The sequence below is a fragment of the bacterium genome, assembly GCA_035370465.1.
In the GTDB taxonomy this organism is placed as follows: domain Bacteria; phylum Ratteibacteria; class UBA8468; order B48-G9; family JAFGKM01; genus JAGGVW01.
This window is the reverse complement of the sequence record DAOOVW010000032.1, coordinates 1-18,026: the sequence shown is the minus strand read 5'-3', so window position 1 is coordinate 18,026 and position 18,026 is coordinate 1. Positions and strand designations below refer to the sequence as shown.

At 32.8% G+C, this 18,026-nt stretch carries 16 protein-coding genes and 1 pseudogene; all 17 read right to left on the bottom strand.

The window, feature by feature from the left end; all coding sequences use genetic code 11:
- Positions 1–247: 247 nt before the first annotated feature.
- The 17 genes and pseudogenes from PLW95_05640 to gcvH all read right to left on the bottom strand — a co-directional run bounded on the left by PLW95_05640 (position 248) and on the right by gcvH (position 17,792).
- Entirely contained in the window at positions 248–1,510 is a 1,263-nt protein-coding gene (locus PLW95_05640; GenBank protein ID HOV22145.1) for an ACP S-malonyltransferase, read from the bottom strand.
- A complete protein-coding gene (gene mnmA, locus PLW95_05635; protein ID HOV22144.1) occupies positions 1,479–2,570 on the bottom strand; it encodes a tRNA 2-thiouridine(34) synthase MnmA in 1,092 nt (363 codons plus the stop codon). Before mnmA ends, PLW95_05640 begins: the two co-directional genes overlap by 32 nt.
- Positions 2,571–2,668: 98 nt before the next feature.
- The gene (locus tag PLW95_05630; GenBank protein HOV22143.1) at positions 2,669–4,576 is read right to left on the bottom strand and encodes a V-type ATPase 116kDa subunit family protein; all 1,908 of its coding nucleotides are present in this window, start codon (positions 4,574–4,576) and stop codon (positions 2,669–2,671) included.
- Between the two features lie 91 nt (positions 4,577–4,667).
- Positions 4,668–5,711, bottom strand: coding sequence for a V-type ATPase subunit (locus PLW95_05625; protein HOV22142.1), 1,044 nt, complete (start codon positions 5,709–5,711; stop codon positions 4,668–4,670).
- Between the two features lie 477 nt (positions 5,712–6,188).
- Positions 6,189–6,533, bottom strand: a complete 345-nt coding sequence (locus PLW95_05620) for a hypothetical protein (protein HOV22141.1) — start codon at positions 6,531–6,533, stop codon at positions 6,189–6,191.
- Positions 6,534–6,644: 111 nt separating this feature from the next.
- On the bottom strand, positions 6,645–7,127 hold the full coding sequence (locus PLW95_05615) for a universal stress protein (GenBank protein ID HOV22140.1): 483 nt from the start codon (positions 7,125–7,127) through the stop codon (positions 6,645–6,647).
- A 123-nt stretch (positions 7,128–7,250) separates the two neighbouring features.
- Positions 7,251–7,880 carry a V-type ATP synthase subunit D gene (locus PLW95_05610; GenBank protein HOV22139.1) on the bottom strand — a complete coding sequence of 210 codons (630 nt, stop codon included), beginning with the start codon at positions 7,878–7,880 and terminating at the stop codon, positions 7,251–7,253.
- On the bottom strand, positions 7,877–9,262 hold the full coding sequence (locus tag PLW95_05605; GenBank protein ID HOV22138.1) for a V-type ATP synthase subunit B: 1,386 nt from the start codon (positions 9,260–9,262) through the stop codon (positions 7,877–7,879). Before PLW95_05605 ends, PLW95_05610 begins: the two co-directional genes overlap by 4 nt.
- Before the next feature lie 383 nt (positions 9,263–9,645).
- Positions 9,646–11,400 (bottom strand): V-type ATP synthase subunit A, encoded by a 1,755-nt coding sequence (locus PLW95_05600; protein ID HOV22137.1) that lies wholly within the window; start codon positions 11,398–11,400, stop codon positions 9,646–9,648.
- A 62-nt stretch (positions 11,401–11,462) separates the two neighbouring features.
- Entirely contained in the window at positions 11,463–12,101 is a 639-nt protein-coding gene (locus PLW95_05595) for a V-type ATP synthase subunit E family protein (protein ID HOV22136.1), read from the bottom strand.
- 8 nt (positions 12,102–12,109) lie between these two features.
- Entirely contained in the window at positions 12,110–12,412 is a 303-nt protein-coding gene (locus tag PLW95_05590) for a V-type ATP synthase subunit F (protein ID HOV22135.1), read from the bottom strand.
- A pseudogene (locus PLW95_05585) lies at positions 12,412–12,606 on the bottom strand (ATP synthase subunit C). Before PLW95_05585 ends, PLW95_05590 begins: the two are co-directional and overlap by 1 nt.
- A 385-nt stretch (positions 12,607–12,991) precedes the next feature.
- Positions 12,992–13,846 (bottom strand): lipoyl synthase, encoded by an 855-nt coding sequence (gene lipA / locus PLW95_05580; protein HOV22134.1) that lies wholly within the window; start codon positions 13,844–13,846, stop codon positions 12,992–12,994.
- The gene (locus PLW95_05575; GenBank protein HOV22133.1) at positions 13,836–14,627 is read right to left on the bottom strand and encodes a lipoate--protein ligase family protein; all 792 of its coding nucleotides are present in this window, start codon (positions 14,625–14,627) and stop codon (positions 13,836–13,838) included. Before PLW95_05575 ends, lipA begins: the two co-directional genes overlap by 11 nt.
- Positions 14,624–16,078: an aminomethyl-transferring glycine dehydrogenase subunit GcvPB gene (gene gcvPB / locus PLW95_05570; protein HOV22132.1), complete on the bottom strand. Its 1,455-nt coding sequence runs from the start codon at positions 16,076–16,078 to the stop codon at positions 14,624–14,626. Before gcvPB ends, PLW95_05575 begins: the two co-directional genes overlap by 4 nt.
- Positions 16,069–17,412 carry an aminomethyl-transferring glycine dehydrogenase subunit GcvPA gene (gene gcvPA, locus PLW95_05565; GenBank protein HOV22131.1) on the bottom strand — a complete coding sequence of 448 codons (1,344 nt, stop codon included), beginning with the start codon at positions 17,410–17,412 and terminating at the stop codon, positions 16,069–16,071. The genes gcvPB and gcvPA overlap by 10 nt, the downstream gene beginning before the upstream one ends.
- Before the next feature lie 2 nt (positions 17,413–17,414).
- On the bottom strand, positions 17,415–17,792 hold the full coding sequence (gene gcvH / locus PLW95_05560) for a glycine cleavage system protein GcvH (protein ID HOV22130.1): 378 nt from the start codon (positions 17,790–17,792) through the stop codon (positions 17,415–17,417).
- Positions 17,793–18,026: the final 234 nt, after the last annotated feature.

The window sequence follows — 18,026 nt, the reverse complement described above, 5'->3', positions numbered from 1 at the left end:
ACTCCTGATAAAATAATTGAATTTATAAAAGAAAATTTTGTGATTATTAAAAAAGGAATTGTGATTATAAGGGAAAAACAAAAAGATACTCGCAGAGAGAGAGAATTCCTTCTCTTCACTATTACTTCTTCCCTCTTATTACTACATCCTATTCTTTTCATTATTTCTCTTTTTTATTATTTTACCCCTTTCTTTTTTTCTGTCAAGACATATCTAACTTTGCCTGTGTGATTTTCAGTTAATCCATTTAATTGAATATCTTATATAAGGTATGTTTATTATAAAGAAAACAAATAGCAAGAACTGATAAAAGTCCTTCAATTTCGTCTTTTTTATCAATTGTAATTGAAATGAAATTTTTGCCTGAAAGAATTGAGTTAACAAGACCAGTTAAAACATTACCCGGACCAACTTCAATAAAGACCCTACTTCCATCTCTATACATATTTTCAATTTCATCAATAAATCGGACTTCTTTTATTAAATGTTCACTTAATATATTTCTTATTTCATCCATGTTATCAGGATATTTTTCCCCTGTTAAGTTTGAATAAACAGGGAATTTTCCTTTTTTAAATTCAACTTTCTTTAATTTCTCATCAAAAATTGTTTTTGCTTTTTCCATAAATGGAGAATGAAAAGCACAACTTACATTTATAATTTTGCTTTTTATTTTTTTCCCTTTTAAGGCATCTTTTAATTTTTCAAGTTCTTCTATTCTACCAGCAATTATTGTTTGAGAAGGTGAATTTAAGTTTGCAATATATACTTCATATCCACTTATTAAATTTTTTACTTCCCTTTCAGGCAATCCAATAGCCATCATTTTTCCTTCTTCTCCTCCACCTTCAATTATTGCTCTCCCTCTGCTTTCTAAAAGTGTATAAAGGAACCTTTCCTCAATTATTCCTGATGCAGAAAGAGCAACATATTCTCCTAAACTATGTCCACCTGCCATGTCTGGTAAAATACCAAATGAATTAATTATTTTAAAAAGCCCCATTTCAATAACACCAAGAACTGGTTGAGTTATATTTGTTATTGTAAGTTGTTCTAATTGTTTCCTTTTTTCTTCCTCGCTTTTAACTTCTTGGGGATAAATAAATTCACTTAAATTTTTCCCCAATTTCTCTTTTAAGGTTTCATTTGCAATTTCAATGGACTCTTTTATCTGAGGGAATTTTTCCAAAAGTGTAGAAAACATCCCAACTTTTTGTGAACCCTGGCCAGGGAATAAAAAGGCAATTTTACCTTCTAATTCAGTTATTGAAAAGTATATATCTTCTTGAATTATTTTTTCTTCTGTTGTATTTTTAATTTTTTCAATTTTCTCTTTTAATTCAGAAAAGGAATCAAATATAAAACATCCTCTTACTTTACCTTCATTTTCATTTATTACTTTTTCAATTGTTTCATCATACTTTCCTGTCTCAATGCTATTGATAACTTCATCAAGTACTTTTAAAAAATCATCTCTTTTATTTCTTGATATACAAAGTAATTTCTTCATCACTAACTCCTTTCTCTATAATTCCACCAAATAATAATGTGCTTCCTTTATATAAAACAACTGCCTGCCCGGGAGTTATTGCCCATTGTTCCTTTTCAAATCTGACAATTATTTTATCATTTTTATATGGGAAAACATAGGCAGTTGATAAAGGACTTTTATATCTTATTTTGCCTTTAACTTTCATTCCATATTTCAATTTATCAACAGAAACAAAATTTATATTTCCTGCAATTAAACACCTCTTATAAACATCTTTTTTTTCTCCTACAATTATTCCTTTTTTTTTAGCATCTATTCCAATGACATAAAGAGGCATTCCTTTTGCAATTCCAAGTCCTCTTCTTTGTCCAATTGTATAATAAAAAATTCCTTTATTTTTACCAAGAACATTTCCTCTTTTATCAACAATTTCTATTTCTTTTTCATTATCAAAAAAAGAAGGTGTCCCTGAAATAAAGTCCTGACTTTCATCTCTTTCATAAGAAGGGAACTTATATTTTCTGGCAATTTCTCTGACTTCTGTTTTTTTAAAATCTCCTAAGGGGAAAATAACTTTTGATAGTTGCTTCTGAGTAAGAAGAAAAAGGAAATAACTCTGGTCCTTTTCTTTATCTTTACCTTTTTGGATAATATATCTTTTTCCATTATATTTTACTTTTGCATAATGTCCTGTTGAAAAATAATCAAAATTTATATCCGATTTTTTTAATTTTTCAAGCAGTATTCCAAATTTTATATATCTATTGCACATTACACAGGGATTTGGGGTCTTACCTTCTTTATATTCCTTTATAAAATAATCAATAACCTTTTTTTTAAACTCTCCTTCTACATCTACAACAAAAAGAGGTATATTCAAAATTTCTGCTGTTGTTTTTGCAATTTTTAAGTTCTCTTCCTTTTGTCCATAACAAATTATTTCTTTATTTTCCTGTTCTTTTCCACTATATAAATTCATATAAACACCAATTACTTCGTATCCCTTTTCTTTCAATAATGCTGCTGCAACAGATGAATCAACTCCACCAGACATCCCGATAACAACTTTTTTTTTCATTTTTTTAAAAGTGGAAAAAATTTATGATAATTACTTTTTTTTAGTAATATATAATTGAGTCAATATTCATCTTTTTTTAGAAAATTAGAAGTTAGAAATTACTTTGTCAATGGCTTGAATTCCTGTTTACTTGGTACAAAAAACCTGGAGAAAAATTCATAATAATTTAATCGTAGCGATTGTATGCCCACTACCATTCCTTCTAAAAGGATTACAAGAATATTTCCAAACAAAATTACTAGAAAAGAAAGTATATTACCGCCAATACCAGAAACGAGACGGGATAGTTCAAAAATTGCCATAAATAATCCTGCATGCGCTAAGGAAAAAGCCGCAATACGAATAAAAGAAATAGTATTTGCTAAATAGCCCATAATTATTTCTAATAGGTCTATTATACTTTCCATAAAAGATACCCCTAACGATTCATTCTTTTTTGCTATAGTTCTTTCTAAAACTGGCTTGAAGAAAAGTAGACAAACTCCAGCAATCAGCAATACAAGATATGCAGGTGGAACTGGTGCTTTGGCAATGAACGATTTGCTTACCAGTGCGATACCTACCCAATATAAGAAGCCAGAAATTAGACCTGCTTTATCAAAAAGTGCTCTGAAATAATTTTTATCCAGTAAAGAGTTGATTATATTCAACAAAATTCCCAGTGTTAACACACCAATACCAAACATAATACTTACGCGGAAAATATCGTTAATATTATAGAAAGGGTTTTTCCAGATTGCTGGAATAATTTTTTCCTGCCCAAAAAAACTTCCATACAAAAAACCAAAGATGCAGGAACTAACTCCACACCAGGCAAGAAGGGAACCACCTTGCTTCATAGTTTCCTGTTTACTTCTTTTTAGTAAAAGTCCACCAAGCAAAAGAACCAATCCATGTCCTAAATCGCCAAACATAGCCCCAAACATAATTAGAAAACTGATGGCTACAAATAATGTGGGGTCAATTGTTCCATAACGAGGTAGTCCATAAGAAGTAATTAATAACTCAAATGGCTTAAGAAATTTACTATGTTTCAGACGCACTGGTATTTGCTCTTTATCAACATTTAAGGTTTTGGTTGCTCTTATTTCCAGATATGCAGAAGGTACAACACTTCTGACTTCTTTTACCACCCGGTTTTTTTCTTCTTTGGGAATCCATCCTGAAATTAAAAATGTTCTACCAGTAATGAATGCGTATTTTTTTGCCTGGAGAAGTGCTTTTTCCCGGGTAATATAGCCAAGAATAGCAAAAAATTTTTCTTTATACTTTTCTCCCAATTTTTTTATTTCTTTATCTATCTCTTCAATTTTATTACGGTATTCTTCCAGTTCGGCATTCAATTTATTCTGCATCTCCTGGGGAATTTCTGGTAGACCTTCTGGATATTCCATTGGTTGCCATGAAACATCTTTTAATACTTTTGTAAGAAATACCTCATCTTTTTTCAGATATACAACCAGAATAACCACCCGTCCCATTTCTTTTTTCAAAGGCAGCGTTAGATGGGGAATGTTTTTCAATGTACGCTCCAGAACTACCATGTTTTTCTCTTCAATACTTCCGAGTTCAATATTTAAAAAAGTATAGGTGGAACTTTTTTTTATGGGAAAAGGTATATAATCTTTTATCTGAGAAAGAATTGTCTCTATATTCTGTAAATTGTTCTGAATTTCTTCTTTTTGATTGAGAAGTGGGCTGACTTCTTCTTCTACCTCACTGAGGAAATTTTTTATCATGTTTGGAGAAAAATGTTCAATTTTTCCGGATGCAAAGATAGAAAGATTAAGTGTTTTTGCTACCTGATGCAGTTGAACTTCTAATTTTTCCCATTCCGCATATTCTTTTTCCGTATTCAGAGGTGTTAAGTCCTCCAGTTCTTTTTCAATTGTTCGGATATCTACTGGTTGAAAAATTCCTAAATTCAAAATCCTGGAAGTCAATTCCTCAGATTCTTCTTTAAAAACTACTATACTCATTAGTACCATTTCTGAAGGTATTAACATAATTCCTCTTTTTAAGTATTGTATTTAGTCCCTTTCATATTTTATTTGTGAGTAGTCCAAAGGGCTACTCTCTACTTCTCATAATACTATCTTACTGGAAAATCAGAGAGGAGATTTCTTCCCTCTCTATTTTATAATACTTTGCATAAGATAAAGAAACAATATTTTTGGTTTCCTGATTTTTCAAAATTAAATAACCTAAAGCAACTCCCATTGTAAATGGAAAACTTGAAAGTACTCGGTGTACTTCATGGAAAAGAATCTCATAAAGAAATTTCTCCAGAAGAATAACATTACCAGTGACCAGATTTTTAACCTGACTGTAAGGTCCTATTGCCAAACCTTTTATTAAATTAGAAATTCCGTTTGAGTTATAGGAACTGCGTACTCTTTCTCGAGTAATATGCTCACCCCCATGTATTACCCCTTCCAGCATTTCATCTAAATTAAGATTGTTGTAGTATTTATGCTGACGCAAAAGCCAACGGATGTTTTCTATATCAATTTCTACCCCTAAAATTTTTTTAGTCACTTTCTGGTCAGTAGAAGATAGTTTTTCTGCACACTCCAGAAGTCTCTTGTAATAATCAATATCCAGGGCTATTTCAAGGTAAAATATGGAATTTTTTTTCTGAAATTGCTCCCGTGCCTGCATAAGGGGGTTTTTGTAAGGTGTGCTATCAAGAATTGAGATAATTTCGTCAAGATTTTGACTGGAAATAATTTTAGAAAAATCTATCTGGTGAGCAATTGTTTCTCCTAATAGATATTCATTCCAATCAATCGGGTTCTTTTTATGCCAGATGCGCAGAGCCACTTTTACTTCTTCCAATTCATATCTTTGGATAAGGAGAAAAATAAACATTTTTTCCTGTTTCCCGATGATAGCATCATAAATCTTCCAACAGGCGGCTAAATTATCTTTCAACAATGCCTTTTCCAGAAGCAAAAGTTCACTAACTTCTGCTGGTAGTTTTTCAACTACTTCCTTGTAAGTTGTGGTTTTCAAAATACTTAGAACTTCACCTAAATCATGGGCTGCTATCATTCGTTCAAACAACTCTGGCGAAAGCAAAAAAGAAAGCAATGCCCTGATTCTTGCATTAGCATACGAATACTTATTAAGTTGTCGCATTTTTATGATAAATAAAATAAGTAAATATTACAAATTCCCCATTTATATCTTAGTAGCAAGTAGAAAGTCCTACATCTCCTCTTTGAACCCCCCCTTGTGCTTATTAAATCTCCCCTCGCCCCTGTTGTGCTATCTGGGAGACGATGACGCACCAACTCTGCCCTGCTAATCCCCGCTACTTTAGTCGGTTTACTAAAGGGGGAACGTTTGTCTCCTTCCTTTGAAAAAGCATGTCCGTCAATGTCTTAGTGGAGGAGAAGGTGGGGGTGGATTTTATTAAATCCCCTCTCACTCCCGTTGTGCCTATTGAAATACATTACGGCACCAACTCTGCTTTGCTAATCCCCGCCTCTTTAGTTGGTTTGTTAAAGGGGAGAACTAAAAGGGGGGAATAACGCACCAACTCTGCTTTGCTACCCCTCTGCAACCTTAGTCGGTTTATTAGGATAGATTTAACTTTTTTTGTTTTTATTCTTGCTACTCTCTACTCGCCAACCCAGTTGACTGAGTATCTATCCTGATAATTTGCTGAAAAACATGACTTGCTATTTTTGGTATATCTTTTCTTTTTTTCTGCAAGTAGGCATCAGTTTCTTTCTGTACGGTCCGTAGTATGTTTTCTTTTTCTTCCAGATATGCTTGTTCCATTTCTGCCTTTTTCTTAATAACCTCAGCATTGGTTTTTCGGCTGGATTCTTCAATAAGGAATTGCGCCTTTTTTTTTGCTTCTAACACAATATTTTCGGCCTCTTTGCGCGCACTTTCCAATTTCTCTTCTGCACACTTCTCTTCTTTAAGTACTTCTAAGATAACTTCTTTCATAGGTCTCCTCTAAATTTAATTCTCTTTTTATGAGCATGTCATAAAAAAGAAAACAGGGTCATGATAATTATACAGAACTTTTTACCAAAAAATTCCCAATTTACATCATGGTTAAATGCTTTGGTATAATAGTTCTACATATTTTTTGTTTTTCACCACCAGAACCGGACAGGGTGCTTCAAAGAAAATCAGGGCGCCTTCGTTATAAAAAGTATCCCTCAGAGAAAGAGCTTCTTTCAGTTCTCCCATAATAAGCAAATCGGCATTTGTTTCTTTGATTTTATTTATCACTTCGGTATGAACTACGCCCTTTAATTCTATTCCCTCAAAAGGAACTTCTTTGTTTTCTGCCATCTGTTTAAATCTATCAAGGAATATTTTACCCTCATTTTCTATATCCCGTTCGTATTCCATCGCTTCAGTATCTATGAATATTCTGGCTTTTATCAATTTCTGTAATGCTTCTTTATCAACTACATATACAGCAATCAATTTTGCTTGTAGAACTTTTGCTATATAAATAGCATATTTTGCAGTAACAAGAGATGAGTTAATATCTACCGAAAGAGAAACAAGTATATTCTTTATAGCCATAGGCATTCGCTCCGAAAATATTTACTGCACTCTGTTTATGTTTAAGTAGCAAGAAGAAAGTAGAGAGTAAAATTTTAACCATTTCTTTTTTATTTTATATTTTTACTTACTACTCACTACTTCTTAGGTAACTCTGTTACCTGCGTGCCTTTGCTTTATCAATTTCAATAAGGAAAATGCATCCCGACTTTCTTCATCCAATCTATCTCCAATATACTTAACTGTTTCCCTGTAAGCAGGAATATATACTTTCTCAAGTGCATTGACCTTACGCATTGTTTTTTGCATCTCTTTAGCAAGTCGTAAAAGAGCAATTCTCTTCTCAGCCAACTCAACTAAAAGAGAAAGAATTTTCTTAAAATGCTCTATTACCTCATCAGTATATAAACTTACTTCATATGGACTATAATAAGGAGGATTATCCTGCAAATCAAGTTTGATATCAGGTAAAGAAACACCCATTACCTTCCTGTGAGATATAGATATACTATTCTGAATGTTTATAGAGAAACTTATTTCTTCTAATTTCTTTCTGCCCATAGAACATATTGTCTTATCAACCAAATTATACCCTTCTTTAAGAGCAGTAGCAACTTCTTCTTCTGACTGGTGTATTATATGAATTAGACCAGTCAGTGCATTCATAATAATTTTTCTTTTTTCCTCAAGAAGTTGATAACCCTCTTCTGTAAGTAAAAGGGCTTTTTTCATCTTAAGGAGATTTGTCTTAGTAGCAGGACATTGTATTCTCATTTTTCACCTTTGTAATATTTTTTTATTTCTTCTTCTTTAACACGAAGAAGTTCATCTGCTGGTAGTTCTGAAAGAATTTCCCAGCCCAAATTAAGTCCTTGTTCCAGTGTTCGTCTTTCATAATGTCCCTGACTGAGGAATTTCTGCTCAAAAGCATCTCCAAATTTGAGATACAATTGGTCTAACGGAGAAAGTTCTTCTTCCCCAATAATAGCAGCCAGAGCTCTGATATCTTTCACATGTGCATAGCAGGCAAATAATTGAGAAGATAGGTCTGGATGGTCTTCTCTGGTCATCCCGGCACCGATATTATCTTTCATAAGACGGGAAAGTGAAGGTAATCCCGCAATTGGCGGGTAAATACCTCTACTAAAAAGTTCCCTTTCAAGAACAATTTGTCCTTCGGTAATATAACCAGTCAAATCAGGTATTGGATGAGTAATGTCGTCATTGGGCATAGTTAGAATAGGTAATTGTGTAATAGAACCTTCTGACCCTTTTATTATTCCTGCTCGCTCATAAAGACTTGCTAAATCGCTGTATAGATATCCAGGATATCCTTTACGCGCAGGAATTTCACCTCTTATCGTAGAAACTTCCCGAAGTGCTTCGCAATAATTTGACATATCAGTCATAATTACCAGAACATGCATATGCTTTTTAAAAGCAAGAAATTCTGCACAGGATAAAGCCAGACGAGGGGTTTGAAGTCGCTCTATTGAGGGACTATCTGCTAAACTTAAAAAAATAACAGTTCGTTCCAAAACTCCTGTTTCTTCAAAATTTCTTATGAAAAATTGTGCTGTGTCATATTTTATACCCATAGCCGCAAAAATAACGCAAAATTGTTCTTCTTTTACTCTTGCCTGTCGGGTAATTTGTGCTGCAATTAAATCATGAGGTAGACCACTTCCAGAAAAAATTGGTAGTTTTTGCCCTCGCACCAGAGTATTCATAACATCTATTGCAGAAAGTCCTGTCTCAATAATGTTTCTAGGATAATCTCTGGCAGTAGGATTAATAGCCTGACCATTTACATTCATCATCTCTTCATAGGCAGGTCGTGGAAATCCATCTAAAGGATTGCCAAGCCCATCAAATATCCTGCCTAACATTTCTTCTGAGACGCCTAACATTAATGGCTCTCCTTTAAAACGCACACGGGACTCATTTAAAGAAAGGCCCACAGTTCCACCAAGTACTTCTACCACTGCATAGCCCTTACCTACTTCAAGGGTAATACCAATGCGACTTTTTCCTTGATTATCTACAATCTCTACCAGTTCGTTATAACCAACATTGTGGATATCTCGTATGATAAAAATAGGACCTACTATTTCTTCCAATCCCATGTATTCCCGCAGTGAATATTTTTCTGTCATAAAATATCCTCTTTCAACAAAAGGTTCTGTCAAAATTGGTTAATTAAATTCACTCCACACTTTCTCACAAAAACAAATGAAATGTGAAAAGTAGAAATCCATCCCTACCTTCCTTTTACAAAGGAAGGAGTAATTTCCCCCTTTAACCAAAGGGGGGAGGGGGATTTTGAAGGGGATTTTTATTTTCTCTCTCTCTTTCATCTAAGTTTTTGACACTACTCAACAAAATCATAGATATTAAACTTTCTTATCTCTGACTAATTCTATAATTTAACTTTATAACTTTTGAGATATTGTGTCAAATTTCTTGCCTTTTCTCTAATATTTTTTGGACTATATACCTGTTAACCTTCATATGTTTTACTAATAACTAATTTTTATATTCAAAAATTAAGTTCATCTAACTCTGTATTTATCCGGACAGGTAATTCCTCTAATTTTTCTATATCTTCCTCAGTATATTTGGTTTTCATTCTTAAAATATCCTCATAAACATCCGTTGCTTTAATCTCGGCAATGGTAACACCTTTCTTTACCAATTCCTCACTTTTCTCATATAACTTCAATATGGCATTTAGCATTAAAAACTGTTTTTTTGGCGAAGTATATGTATCTACTTTATCAAAAGCACTCTGTTGAAGAAACGCACTCTTGAAAATAGAACATATATCCAGTATCAAACGCTGTGTTTGAGGCAGAACATCAGGACCCACCAGTTTTACCACTTGAAGTAGTTTTTGTTCTTTTTGTAGAAGGTCCATTATGGCATAACGTGCTGTTTCCCATTGTGGGTCAATATTTTTATGCCACCACTCCTTAACATCATCTAAGTATTCTGAATAACTCTCAATCCAACTTATGGATGGATAATGTCGTGCGTTAGCCAATTCTCTATCAAGTTCCCAGAAACTTCTGACAAACCGTTTGGTATGGGAAGTTACGGGCTCTGAAAAGTCACCACCTGGTGGAGAAATTGATGCTATAATGGTGATAGAACCATTGTTACCTGAAAGTGTCTGAAAATTCCCTGCTCTTTCATAAAATTCAGCCAGTCGAGAAGAAAGATAAGCAGGAAATCCTTCCTCTAAGGGCATTTCTTCCAGTCGTCCTGATAGTTCCCGCAGCGCTTCAGCCCATCTACTTGTAGAATCAGCCATTAGAGCAACCTGATAACCCATATCCCTATAATATTCCGCAAGAGTAATTCCAGTGTAAATACTTGCTTCTCTTGCAGCCACAGGCATATTAGAAGTATTTGCAATAAAAATTGTTCTTTCCAAGAGAGGTCGGTTCGTTTTTGGAGAAATAAGTTTGGAGAAATTTAGAAGAACATCTATCATTTCATTTCCTCTTTCTCCGCAGCCCACAAAAATAACTATATCCGCATCACTCCACTTGGCTAACTGGTGCTGGACTACTGTTTTGCCTGTGCCAAATCCACCAGGCACTGCCACACAACCGCCCTTAGCAATTGGGAAAAGAGTATCAATAACTCTTTGTCCTGTAATCAACGGCTTACTTACTGGAAATCGGGATTTGACAGGTCTTGGTGTACGCACAGGCCATCGGTGATACATATAAATTTCTTCTTTCCCGTGGTTATTTTCAAGCACTGCTATTTTTTCCTCAACTGTATAATCACCTTCAGGTGCAATCCATTTTAAAATACCACTTAGATTGGGATGAAGCATAATCAGATGTTTTAAGTTGGGTGTTTCCTGTACTTCTCCTAAAACAAATCCTGATGCAATTTCTTTTCCTATTTCTACTGCACTGGGATAAAAATGCCATTTCTTCTGCTTATCAATTGGACTGACATGCACACCCCTGGTTATATAGATACCATATTTATTTTTAATAACTTCAAGTGGTCTTTGAATTCCATCGTAAATAGTACTAATAAGACCGGGACCAAGTTCCACATAAAGGGGAAAACCCTGGGTATAAGCAAAATCCCCTGCTTTCAAAGAAGTGGTATCTTCATAAACCTGGATATAACCCCTGTCACCTTTCAATCGGACAACTTCACCTACTAGATGGTCTTCTCCTACTTCTACCATATCCATCATCCGGAGATTAACTACCTCTTCCAGTTCTACTACCGGACCAGAGACGCGAAAAATTTTACCACATATCATATGTCCTCACCTTGTTTAAAAAATTACAAATTTAAAAGATTTGTCTTTATTCCAGATATTTTTTAATTTTCTTTCAACAGACGATTATAAATCTCATTTTGCATACGCGCCAGCCGGGCAGAAAAAGTGTTATCAAAAACAATCCGTCCATCCATTGATTGTAATTTCACACCAATATCTGAAAAATCACCTTTTTCTGGGTGTAAAATCACTTTTTTTCCCAATTGTTTATGACATTCTTCTGATAATTTTTGTAAGAATGCCTCTGTAAATATTGCTTCGTCAAGAGAAGAGTAAATTACTCGCAATTCCTCCTTATCTAATACTGAAATGCCTTCTAAAATATCTTTCATCAAAAAATTTGGGTATTCTTCAGAAGTACGGAAGGATTTTGCTTGAAGTTCAACTTCTTCTAATATCTTCTTTATAAATCTTTCTTTCTCCTTTAATTCAATTCGGCGCTTTTCTAAATTCAAAGAAGAAAAAATATGTTCCCTCATTTGTTTCAACTCCAATTCCAAATCAGCCATCTTCTTAGTTCTTTCTGAAGCAATTTGTTGCTGGGCTATATTTAAAATATTTTCACTTTCCTGTTTCGCCTGCTGGATAATATCCCTTGCCTGATAATCTGCTTCTTCTTGAATTCTCCTGCTTATTTCTTTTATTTGTTCTGTATCTTCGGTATATTTTTCTATATCCATTGTCTTTACTATACACTTATCCCAATTGCCTTTCTCAAAAATTCACTTATATCGCGGGAGATACCTTCTGTATCACGAGAGGGAACCTCTAAAATGAGAGGCAACTGTTTCTGATAAATACAATTTTCTATTTCCTCACGAATAAAATTAGCCGCTTTTTCAGTTATTACAAGAATCCCAATCTCATCAGTTGCTAATGCTACCTGAAATGCTTCCAATACTTCTGCTTTTGTAGTAACTTCTCTTGTTTCCACACCGGCTAATCTAAATCCCAAACTACTGTCTTTGTCCGCAATACAAAAAAATCTCATCAGACTTTCCCCAACATCATAATCGCTATAATTAAACCATAAATAGCAATTCCTTCAGCCAGACCTACATAAATTAAAGCCCTGCCTGCCAGTTCTGGTTTCTCGCTCATTGCTCCAACAGCAGCAGCGCCTACATAAGCAACTGCAATTGCAGCCCCTAATGAACTAATTCCAGTGGCAAGAGCCGCAGAAATATATACCCATTTTGTCACTGCTGCATCTGTCCCTGGAACCTGAGCCCATGCAACGCTATGGAAACAGGAAAGAACCATCGTTACTGCACCTAACCAAATTATTCTTAATCTTTTCATTTTTCTCCTTGTATAAAGTTAGAGTTTTTAAAGGTGTTTATAAAAATATATAGAGTTCAATTAGACTATATAACTTTACCTATAATAATTACCTTCGATAACTACCTTTATTTTATAGTATTAAACCTATGCTTAATATGTAATTTACCCTTTTCCAATTTTGTTGTCAATAGTCAAAATTTAGATATAATAATTTTTTTCTATTATAGTATTCTTTAAAAAAAGTAAAGGGATAAAAAATATTAACACCAATTTCTCATTTATAAAATTAAGGGATTTTACTATTACTTAACAAATATTCCTCTGCTAAGTAAGAACTTCTAACAAAAGGACCTGATTTTACATATTTAAAGCCAGAATTCATTGCTTTTTCTTTATAATAATCAAATTTTTCAGGAGAGATATATTCTTTAACAGGATAATGGTTTTTACTCGGGCTTAAATACTGTCCAATACTTAAAAAATCACAATCCACCTGCCTTAAGTCATCCATAACTTTTATAACTTCATCTTCCTTTTCACCAAGTCCAAGCATAATGCCTGATTTTGTATATATTTTATTATTCAGTTCTTTAACATTTTTTAGAACTGAAAGAGAAAGTTTATAATTTGCTTTGCTTCTTATTTCTGAATAAAGGGAAGGGACTGTTTCAATATTATGAGAAATTATTTCTGGAGATACACTTACAACCTTTTCAAGTGCTTTTATATTCCCTTTAAAATCAGGTATCAATGTTTCTATTTTTATATTTTTATCAAAATTTTTTATTTTTAGAACACACATTTTAAAAATTTCACTTCCCCCATCTTCAAGATCATCTCTTGTAACACTTGTAATTACTACAAAGGATAAACGAAGTTTTTTTACTGCTTCTAAAACTTTTTCTGGTTCATCTTTATCTAATTCTTCTGGTCTGCCTTTTTCTATATCACAGAATTTACAATTTCTTGTGCATATTTTACCCAATATTAAAAATGTTGCTACTCTTTTTGAAAAGCATTCCGAAATATTCGGACAGAATGCTTCTTCACAAACAGTATGTAATGATAAGTCCCTCAAAATATTTTTAACATAAGATGTATCTTCTAAATTTATTCTTTTTTTAAGGTAATCAGGTTTCATTGTAATATAAATTCCATGAATCTTGTGAATATTTCTCTTTCAATAATGCTTCTTTTAAGTTAATTTCTTTTTTATCTAATTCATCAAATTCAAATTCACCAAATATTTCTTTAAAACTTTCTTTTAATATTTCTGAAAATTCAAAGAAGTCAATTTTCCTTTCAAGAACTTCTGATAAACAGGAACTTCTTATGTTTAATTTCAAAAGATTTTCTTTTGTATATTTTTGGGCAATTTTATAGTCATCACCAAGTGGAATTGAACCATGAATTAAAATAACATCTTTTTTTCTTTTTTGTGCATTGCCCCCAATTTTCTTTCCTTTTATAATAATATCATAGTCCTCCTGAGACATAAAACAGAAAGATGATTTCTCTTTTATTATATCTGAAAATTCTATTGCATATTTTGGAAAAAGTCCCAATTTTTCATATGCCCTTAAAATAAAAGAAGTCAAAATTTTATATGAGGCCTTTATACTTGCTGGATTTCCAATATCGCTTTCTGAACAAACAATTGAATAAGTTACCTCATCAGCATGAAAAATCATACTTCCACCTGTTATCCTTCTTACTATACCAATATTGTCTTTTTTGCACTTTTCTAAATTCAAAATTTCTTTTGCTTTTTGAGAATATCCAATTGAAAAACTATATGGTCTCCATCCATAAATTCTAAATGTAGGCACTTTTTTATCAAAATAGGAAATAAACAATGATTCATCTATTGCCATATTCTCATAAGGTGAAGAAAAGGAAGAAAATATGTATCTGCTTTTCATTTTTTATAAGAAAGGTCTAAATCTTTTGCCGCCTTAACTTCGTCGGGTTCACTTATATATGTATTATAGGGCGCATTTTTTATTTTATCCGGGTCTTCTTCACATAATTTTGCAATTTCTACCATAACATCAATAAATTCATCCAATGTTTCTTTACTTTCTGTTTCAGTTGGCTCTATCATTAATGCTTCTTTAACAATCAGTGGAAAATAAACAGTTGGTGGATGTATTCCTTTGTCTATTAAATATTTTGCAATATCATTTGCACTAACTCCATATTTTTCTTTCTTATCTTCTACTGATAATACAAATTCGTGCATACATGTTTTATCATAAGGGATTTCATAATATTTACTCAATTTTGCTCTTAAATAATTTGCATTTAGTACTGCCTTATCAGAAACATCTAAAAGTCCCTCTTTTCCAAGTAATAAAATATATGCATATGCTTTAATAATTACTCCAAAATTCCCATAAAATGGGGCAATATAACCAATTGTTTTTGGATAATCATAATCAAGCATAAAAGTTCCATCTTTTTTCATAATAACTCTTGATATTGGCAAAAATTCAATAAGATGTTTTTTTACTCCAACAGGACCTGCTCCTGGACCACCTCCTCCATGCGGAGTAGCAAATGTTTTATGTAAGTTTAAGTGAACAATATCAAAACCAATATCCCCTGGTCTCATTTTCCCAAGAACAGCGTTCAAATTTGCTCCATCATAATAAACTAAAGCATCATATTTATGAGAAATATCGCATATTTCTTTAATTTTTGGATTAAATAGACCAAGAGTATTTGGGCATGTAAGCATAACTCCTGCAACATTTTCATTCATTTTTTCTTCAAATTCATCAAAATCCATAAAGCCATCTTTATCTGTATGAACAACTATAACCTCATATCCAGCAATTGCAGCACTTGCAGGATTTGTTCCGTGTGAGGAATCGGGAATTATTATATATTTTCGCTTATTTCCTTTATCTTTGTGATAAGCAGATATAAGCATTGTACCTGTGAGTTCTCCATGTGCTCCTGCTAATGGCTGCATAGTGAAAGCATCCATCCCTGTTATTTCACATAAAAGTTGTTCTATTCTATAAAGTATTTCAAGAGCACCCTGAGTTAATCTTCCACCTCCTGAAAGTTGAGGAAGAAGCGGATGTAAATCCCTAAACCCATTTAAATTTGCTGCCTTTTCAATGAATTTCGGGTTATATTTCATTGTGCAGGAACCCAATGGATAAAAATTTGTATCAACACAAAAATTTAATTTTGATAAATTTGTAAAATGTCTGACAACATCCAATTCTGAAACTTCTGGTAGGTTAATTTCCGTTTTCCTTTTATATTTTTCTGGAATATCTACTTTTGAAATAGGAACATCTTTTTTGGGAATTTTAAAACCCCTTCTTCCTTTTCTACCCTGCTCAAAAATCAATCGCATAAGACCGCCTCCAAACTTTCTACAAATTTAACTATTTCTTCTTTTGTTCTTTTTTCAGTTATTGCAATAAGTAAATAATTATCCATACCTTTATAAAACCTGCCTAGGGGAAAGCCAGCAATATATCCTTTTTCAATCATTTTATTCACGACTTCATCTGCATTTTTAGGAAGTTTAATAGTGAATTCATTAAAAGTTGGTAGGGATTTTTTACAGATACTTACCCCTGGCACCTTTTTTATCAATTCTTTTGTAAAGGATGCTTTTTCCAAAATTAACTGAGCGAGTTCTTTTATTCCCTCTTTTCCAAGCAGACATAAATAAATAAGCGACCTTAAAGCACATAGTGCTTCATTTGTACAGATATTTGATGTCGCTTTTTCTCTCCTTACATGTTGTTCTCTTGTTTGTAAAGTGATAACATAACAATCTTTATTATTTTTATCCTTTGTTCTACCTATAATTCTTCCTGGCATTTTCCTTACATAGTCCTTTTTTGTGGATATAAATCCTAAATATGGACCACCAAAATAGAGAGGCAGTCCAAGAGATTGTCCTTCACCAACAGCAATATCAATATTCATTTCCCCTGGTGTCTTTAAAAGTCCAAGAGATACTGGATATACAGAAAGTATAACAAGTGTTCCAACTTTATGTGCCATTTCAACTATATCAGAGTAATCATCAATATATCCAAAGAAATTAGGGTTTTGAAGTATTATTGCTGATACATTTCCCTCATTAAGAGATTTTATAATTTTTTCTCTTGAAGTTATTCCATCAATATTTGGTATTTCAACAAAATTAATATCTAAATTGAAAGTATAACTATAAAGCATTGTTCTATAAATTAGATTTACACCAGCATCCATTATAATTTTTTTCCTGCCAGTTATTTTTGTACTCATCATACACGCCTCATACAAAGCAGTTCCTCCATCATATAAAGAGGCATTTGCGGTATCCATATCTGTCAAATTGGAAATTACACTTTGATATTCATAAAGTGCCTGTAACCATCCCTGTGATGCTTCTGGTTGATATGGTGTATATGGGGTATAAAATGCTGGAAGAGAAGATATTGAATCAACAACTGATGGAATATAATGGTCATAAAATCCAGCACCAATAAAGCATGTCAGGTCTGTATAATTTTTATAAGATAGTTTTTCAATATATTTTAAAACATCCATTTCTGATTTTCCTTCTGGCAAATTAAATGATTTAGGAAGTAATATGTGTTTTATATCTTTAAATAATTCATCTATACTTTCAATACCTATTTCCTTTAACATCTCTTTTATTTCTAAATCAGTATGTGGTGTGTAATTCATTTTTATAAGTTTTTTATATACTGCTGATATTCAACTTCATTCATTAAATTTTCTTTCTCTTTTTCATCTTCAACTTCTATTTTAAACAGCCAACTTTCATAAGGTGCTTTATTGATAATTTCTGGTGTTTCTTTTAAATTTTCATTAACTTCTATAATTTTACCCGAAATAGGAGAAAAAATGTCAGAGGCAACCTTTATTGATTCTATGGTCCCACATGTCTCAAATTGTTTAACTTTTCTTCCAACAGGTGGTAAATCAACAAAAACAATATCTCCTAATGAATTTTGAGCATAATCAGTAATTCCTACAAGTCCAACTTTGCCTTCAATTTTTACCCACTCATGTTCTTTTGTATATAATAGTCCCTTATTTTCCATCTCTTCCTCCATTGTTAACTTACGAAGTTAACAAGTATCTGAAAATCAATAACTTATCTCTTTTAATACCTTTTGCAATTTACATTTTTTCAAAATTCCCTCTAACCCCCGTTGTGCTTGTTGAACCTCCAAAATTCTCTCTAACCCCCGTTGTGTTAACTGAAATCCACCTTTATCTTTCCGCCAAAAAGCGCGTCGGACAGGCCTTTGTTAAAGGGGGAAATGACGCACCAA

Coding starts and splice junctions, on each gene's coding strand:
- PLW95_05640 (HOV22145.1), bottom strand. CDS start 1,510: ATGAAGAAATTACTTTGTATATCAAGAAATAAAAGAGATGATTTTTTA.
- mnmA (HOV22144.1), bottom strand. CDS start 2,570: ATGAAAAAAAAAGTTGTTATCGGGATGTCTGGTGGAGTTGATTCATCT.
- PLW95_05630 (HOV22143.1), bottom strand. CDS start 4,576: ATGTTAATACCTTCAGAAATGGTACTAATGAGTATAGTAGTTTTTAAA.
- PLW95_05625 (HOV22142.1), bottom strand. CDS start 5,711: ATGCGACAACTTAATAAGTATTCGTATGCTAATGCAAGAATCAGGGCA.
- PLW95_05620 (HOV22141.1), bottom strand. CDS start 6,533: ATGAAAGAAGTTATCTTAGAAGTACTTAAAGAAGAGAAGTGTGCAGAA.
- PLW95_05615 (HOV22140.1), bottom strand. CDS start 7,127: ATGGCTATAAAGAATATACTTGTTTCTCTTTCGGTAGATATTAACTCA.
- PLW95_05610 (HOV22139.1), bottom strand. CDS start 7,880: ATGAGAATACAATGTCCTGCTACTAAGACAAATCTCCTTAAGATGAAA.
- PLW95_05605 (HOV22138.1), bottom strand. CDS start 9,262: ATGACAGAAAAATATTCACTGCGGGAATACATGGGATTGGAAGAAATA.
- PLW95_05600 (HOV22137.1), bottom strand. CDS start 11,400: ATGATATGTGGTAAAATTTTTCGCGTCTCTGGTCCGGTAGTAGAACTG.
- PLW95_05595 (HOV22136.1), bottom strand. CDS start 12,101: ATGGATATAGAAAAATATACCGAAGATACAGAACAAATAAAAGAAATA.
- PLW95_05590 (HOV22135.1), bottom strand. CDS start 12,412: ATGAGATTTTTTTGTATTGCGGACAAAGACAGTAGTTTGGGATTTAGA.
- lipA (HOV22134.1), bottom strand. CDS start 13,846: ATGAAACCTGATTACCTTAAAAAAAGAATAAATTTAGAAGATACATCT.
- PLW95_05575 (HOV22133.1), bottom strand. CDS start 14,627: ATGAAAAGCAGATACATATTTTCTTCCTTTTCTTCACCTTATGAGAAT.
- gcvPB (HOV22132.1), bottom strand. CDS start 16,078: ATGCGATTGATTTTTGAGCAGGGTAGAAAAGGAAGAAGGGGTTTTAAA.
- gcvPA (HOV22131.1), bottom strand. CDS start 17,412: ATGAATTACACACCACATACTGATTTAGAAATAAAAGAGATGTTAAAG.
- gcvH (HOV22130.1), bottom strand. CDS start 17,792: ATGGAAAATAAGGGACTATTATATACAAAAGAACATGAGTGGGTAAAA.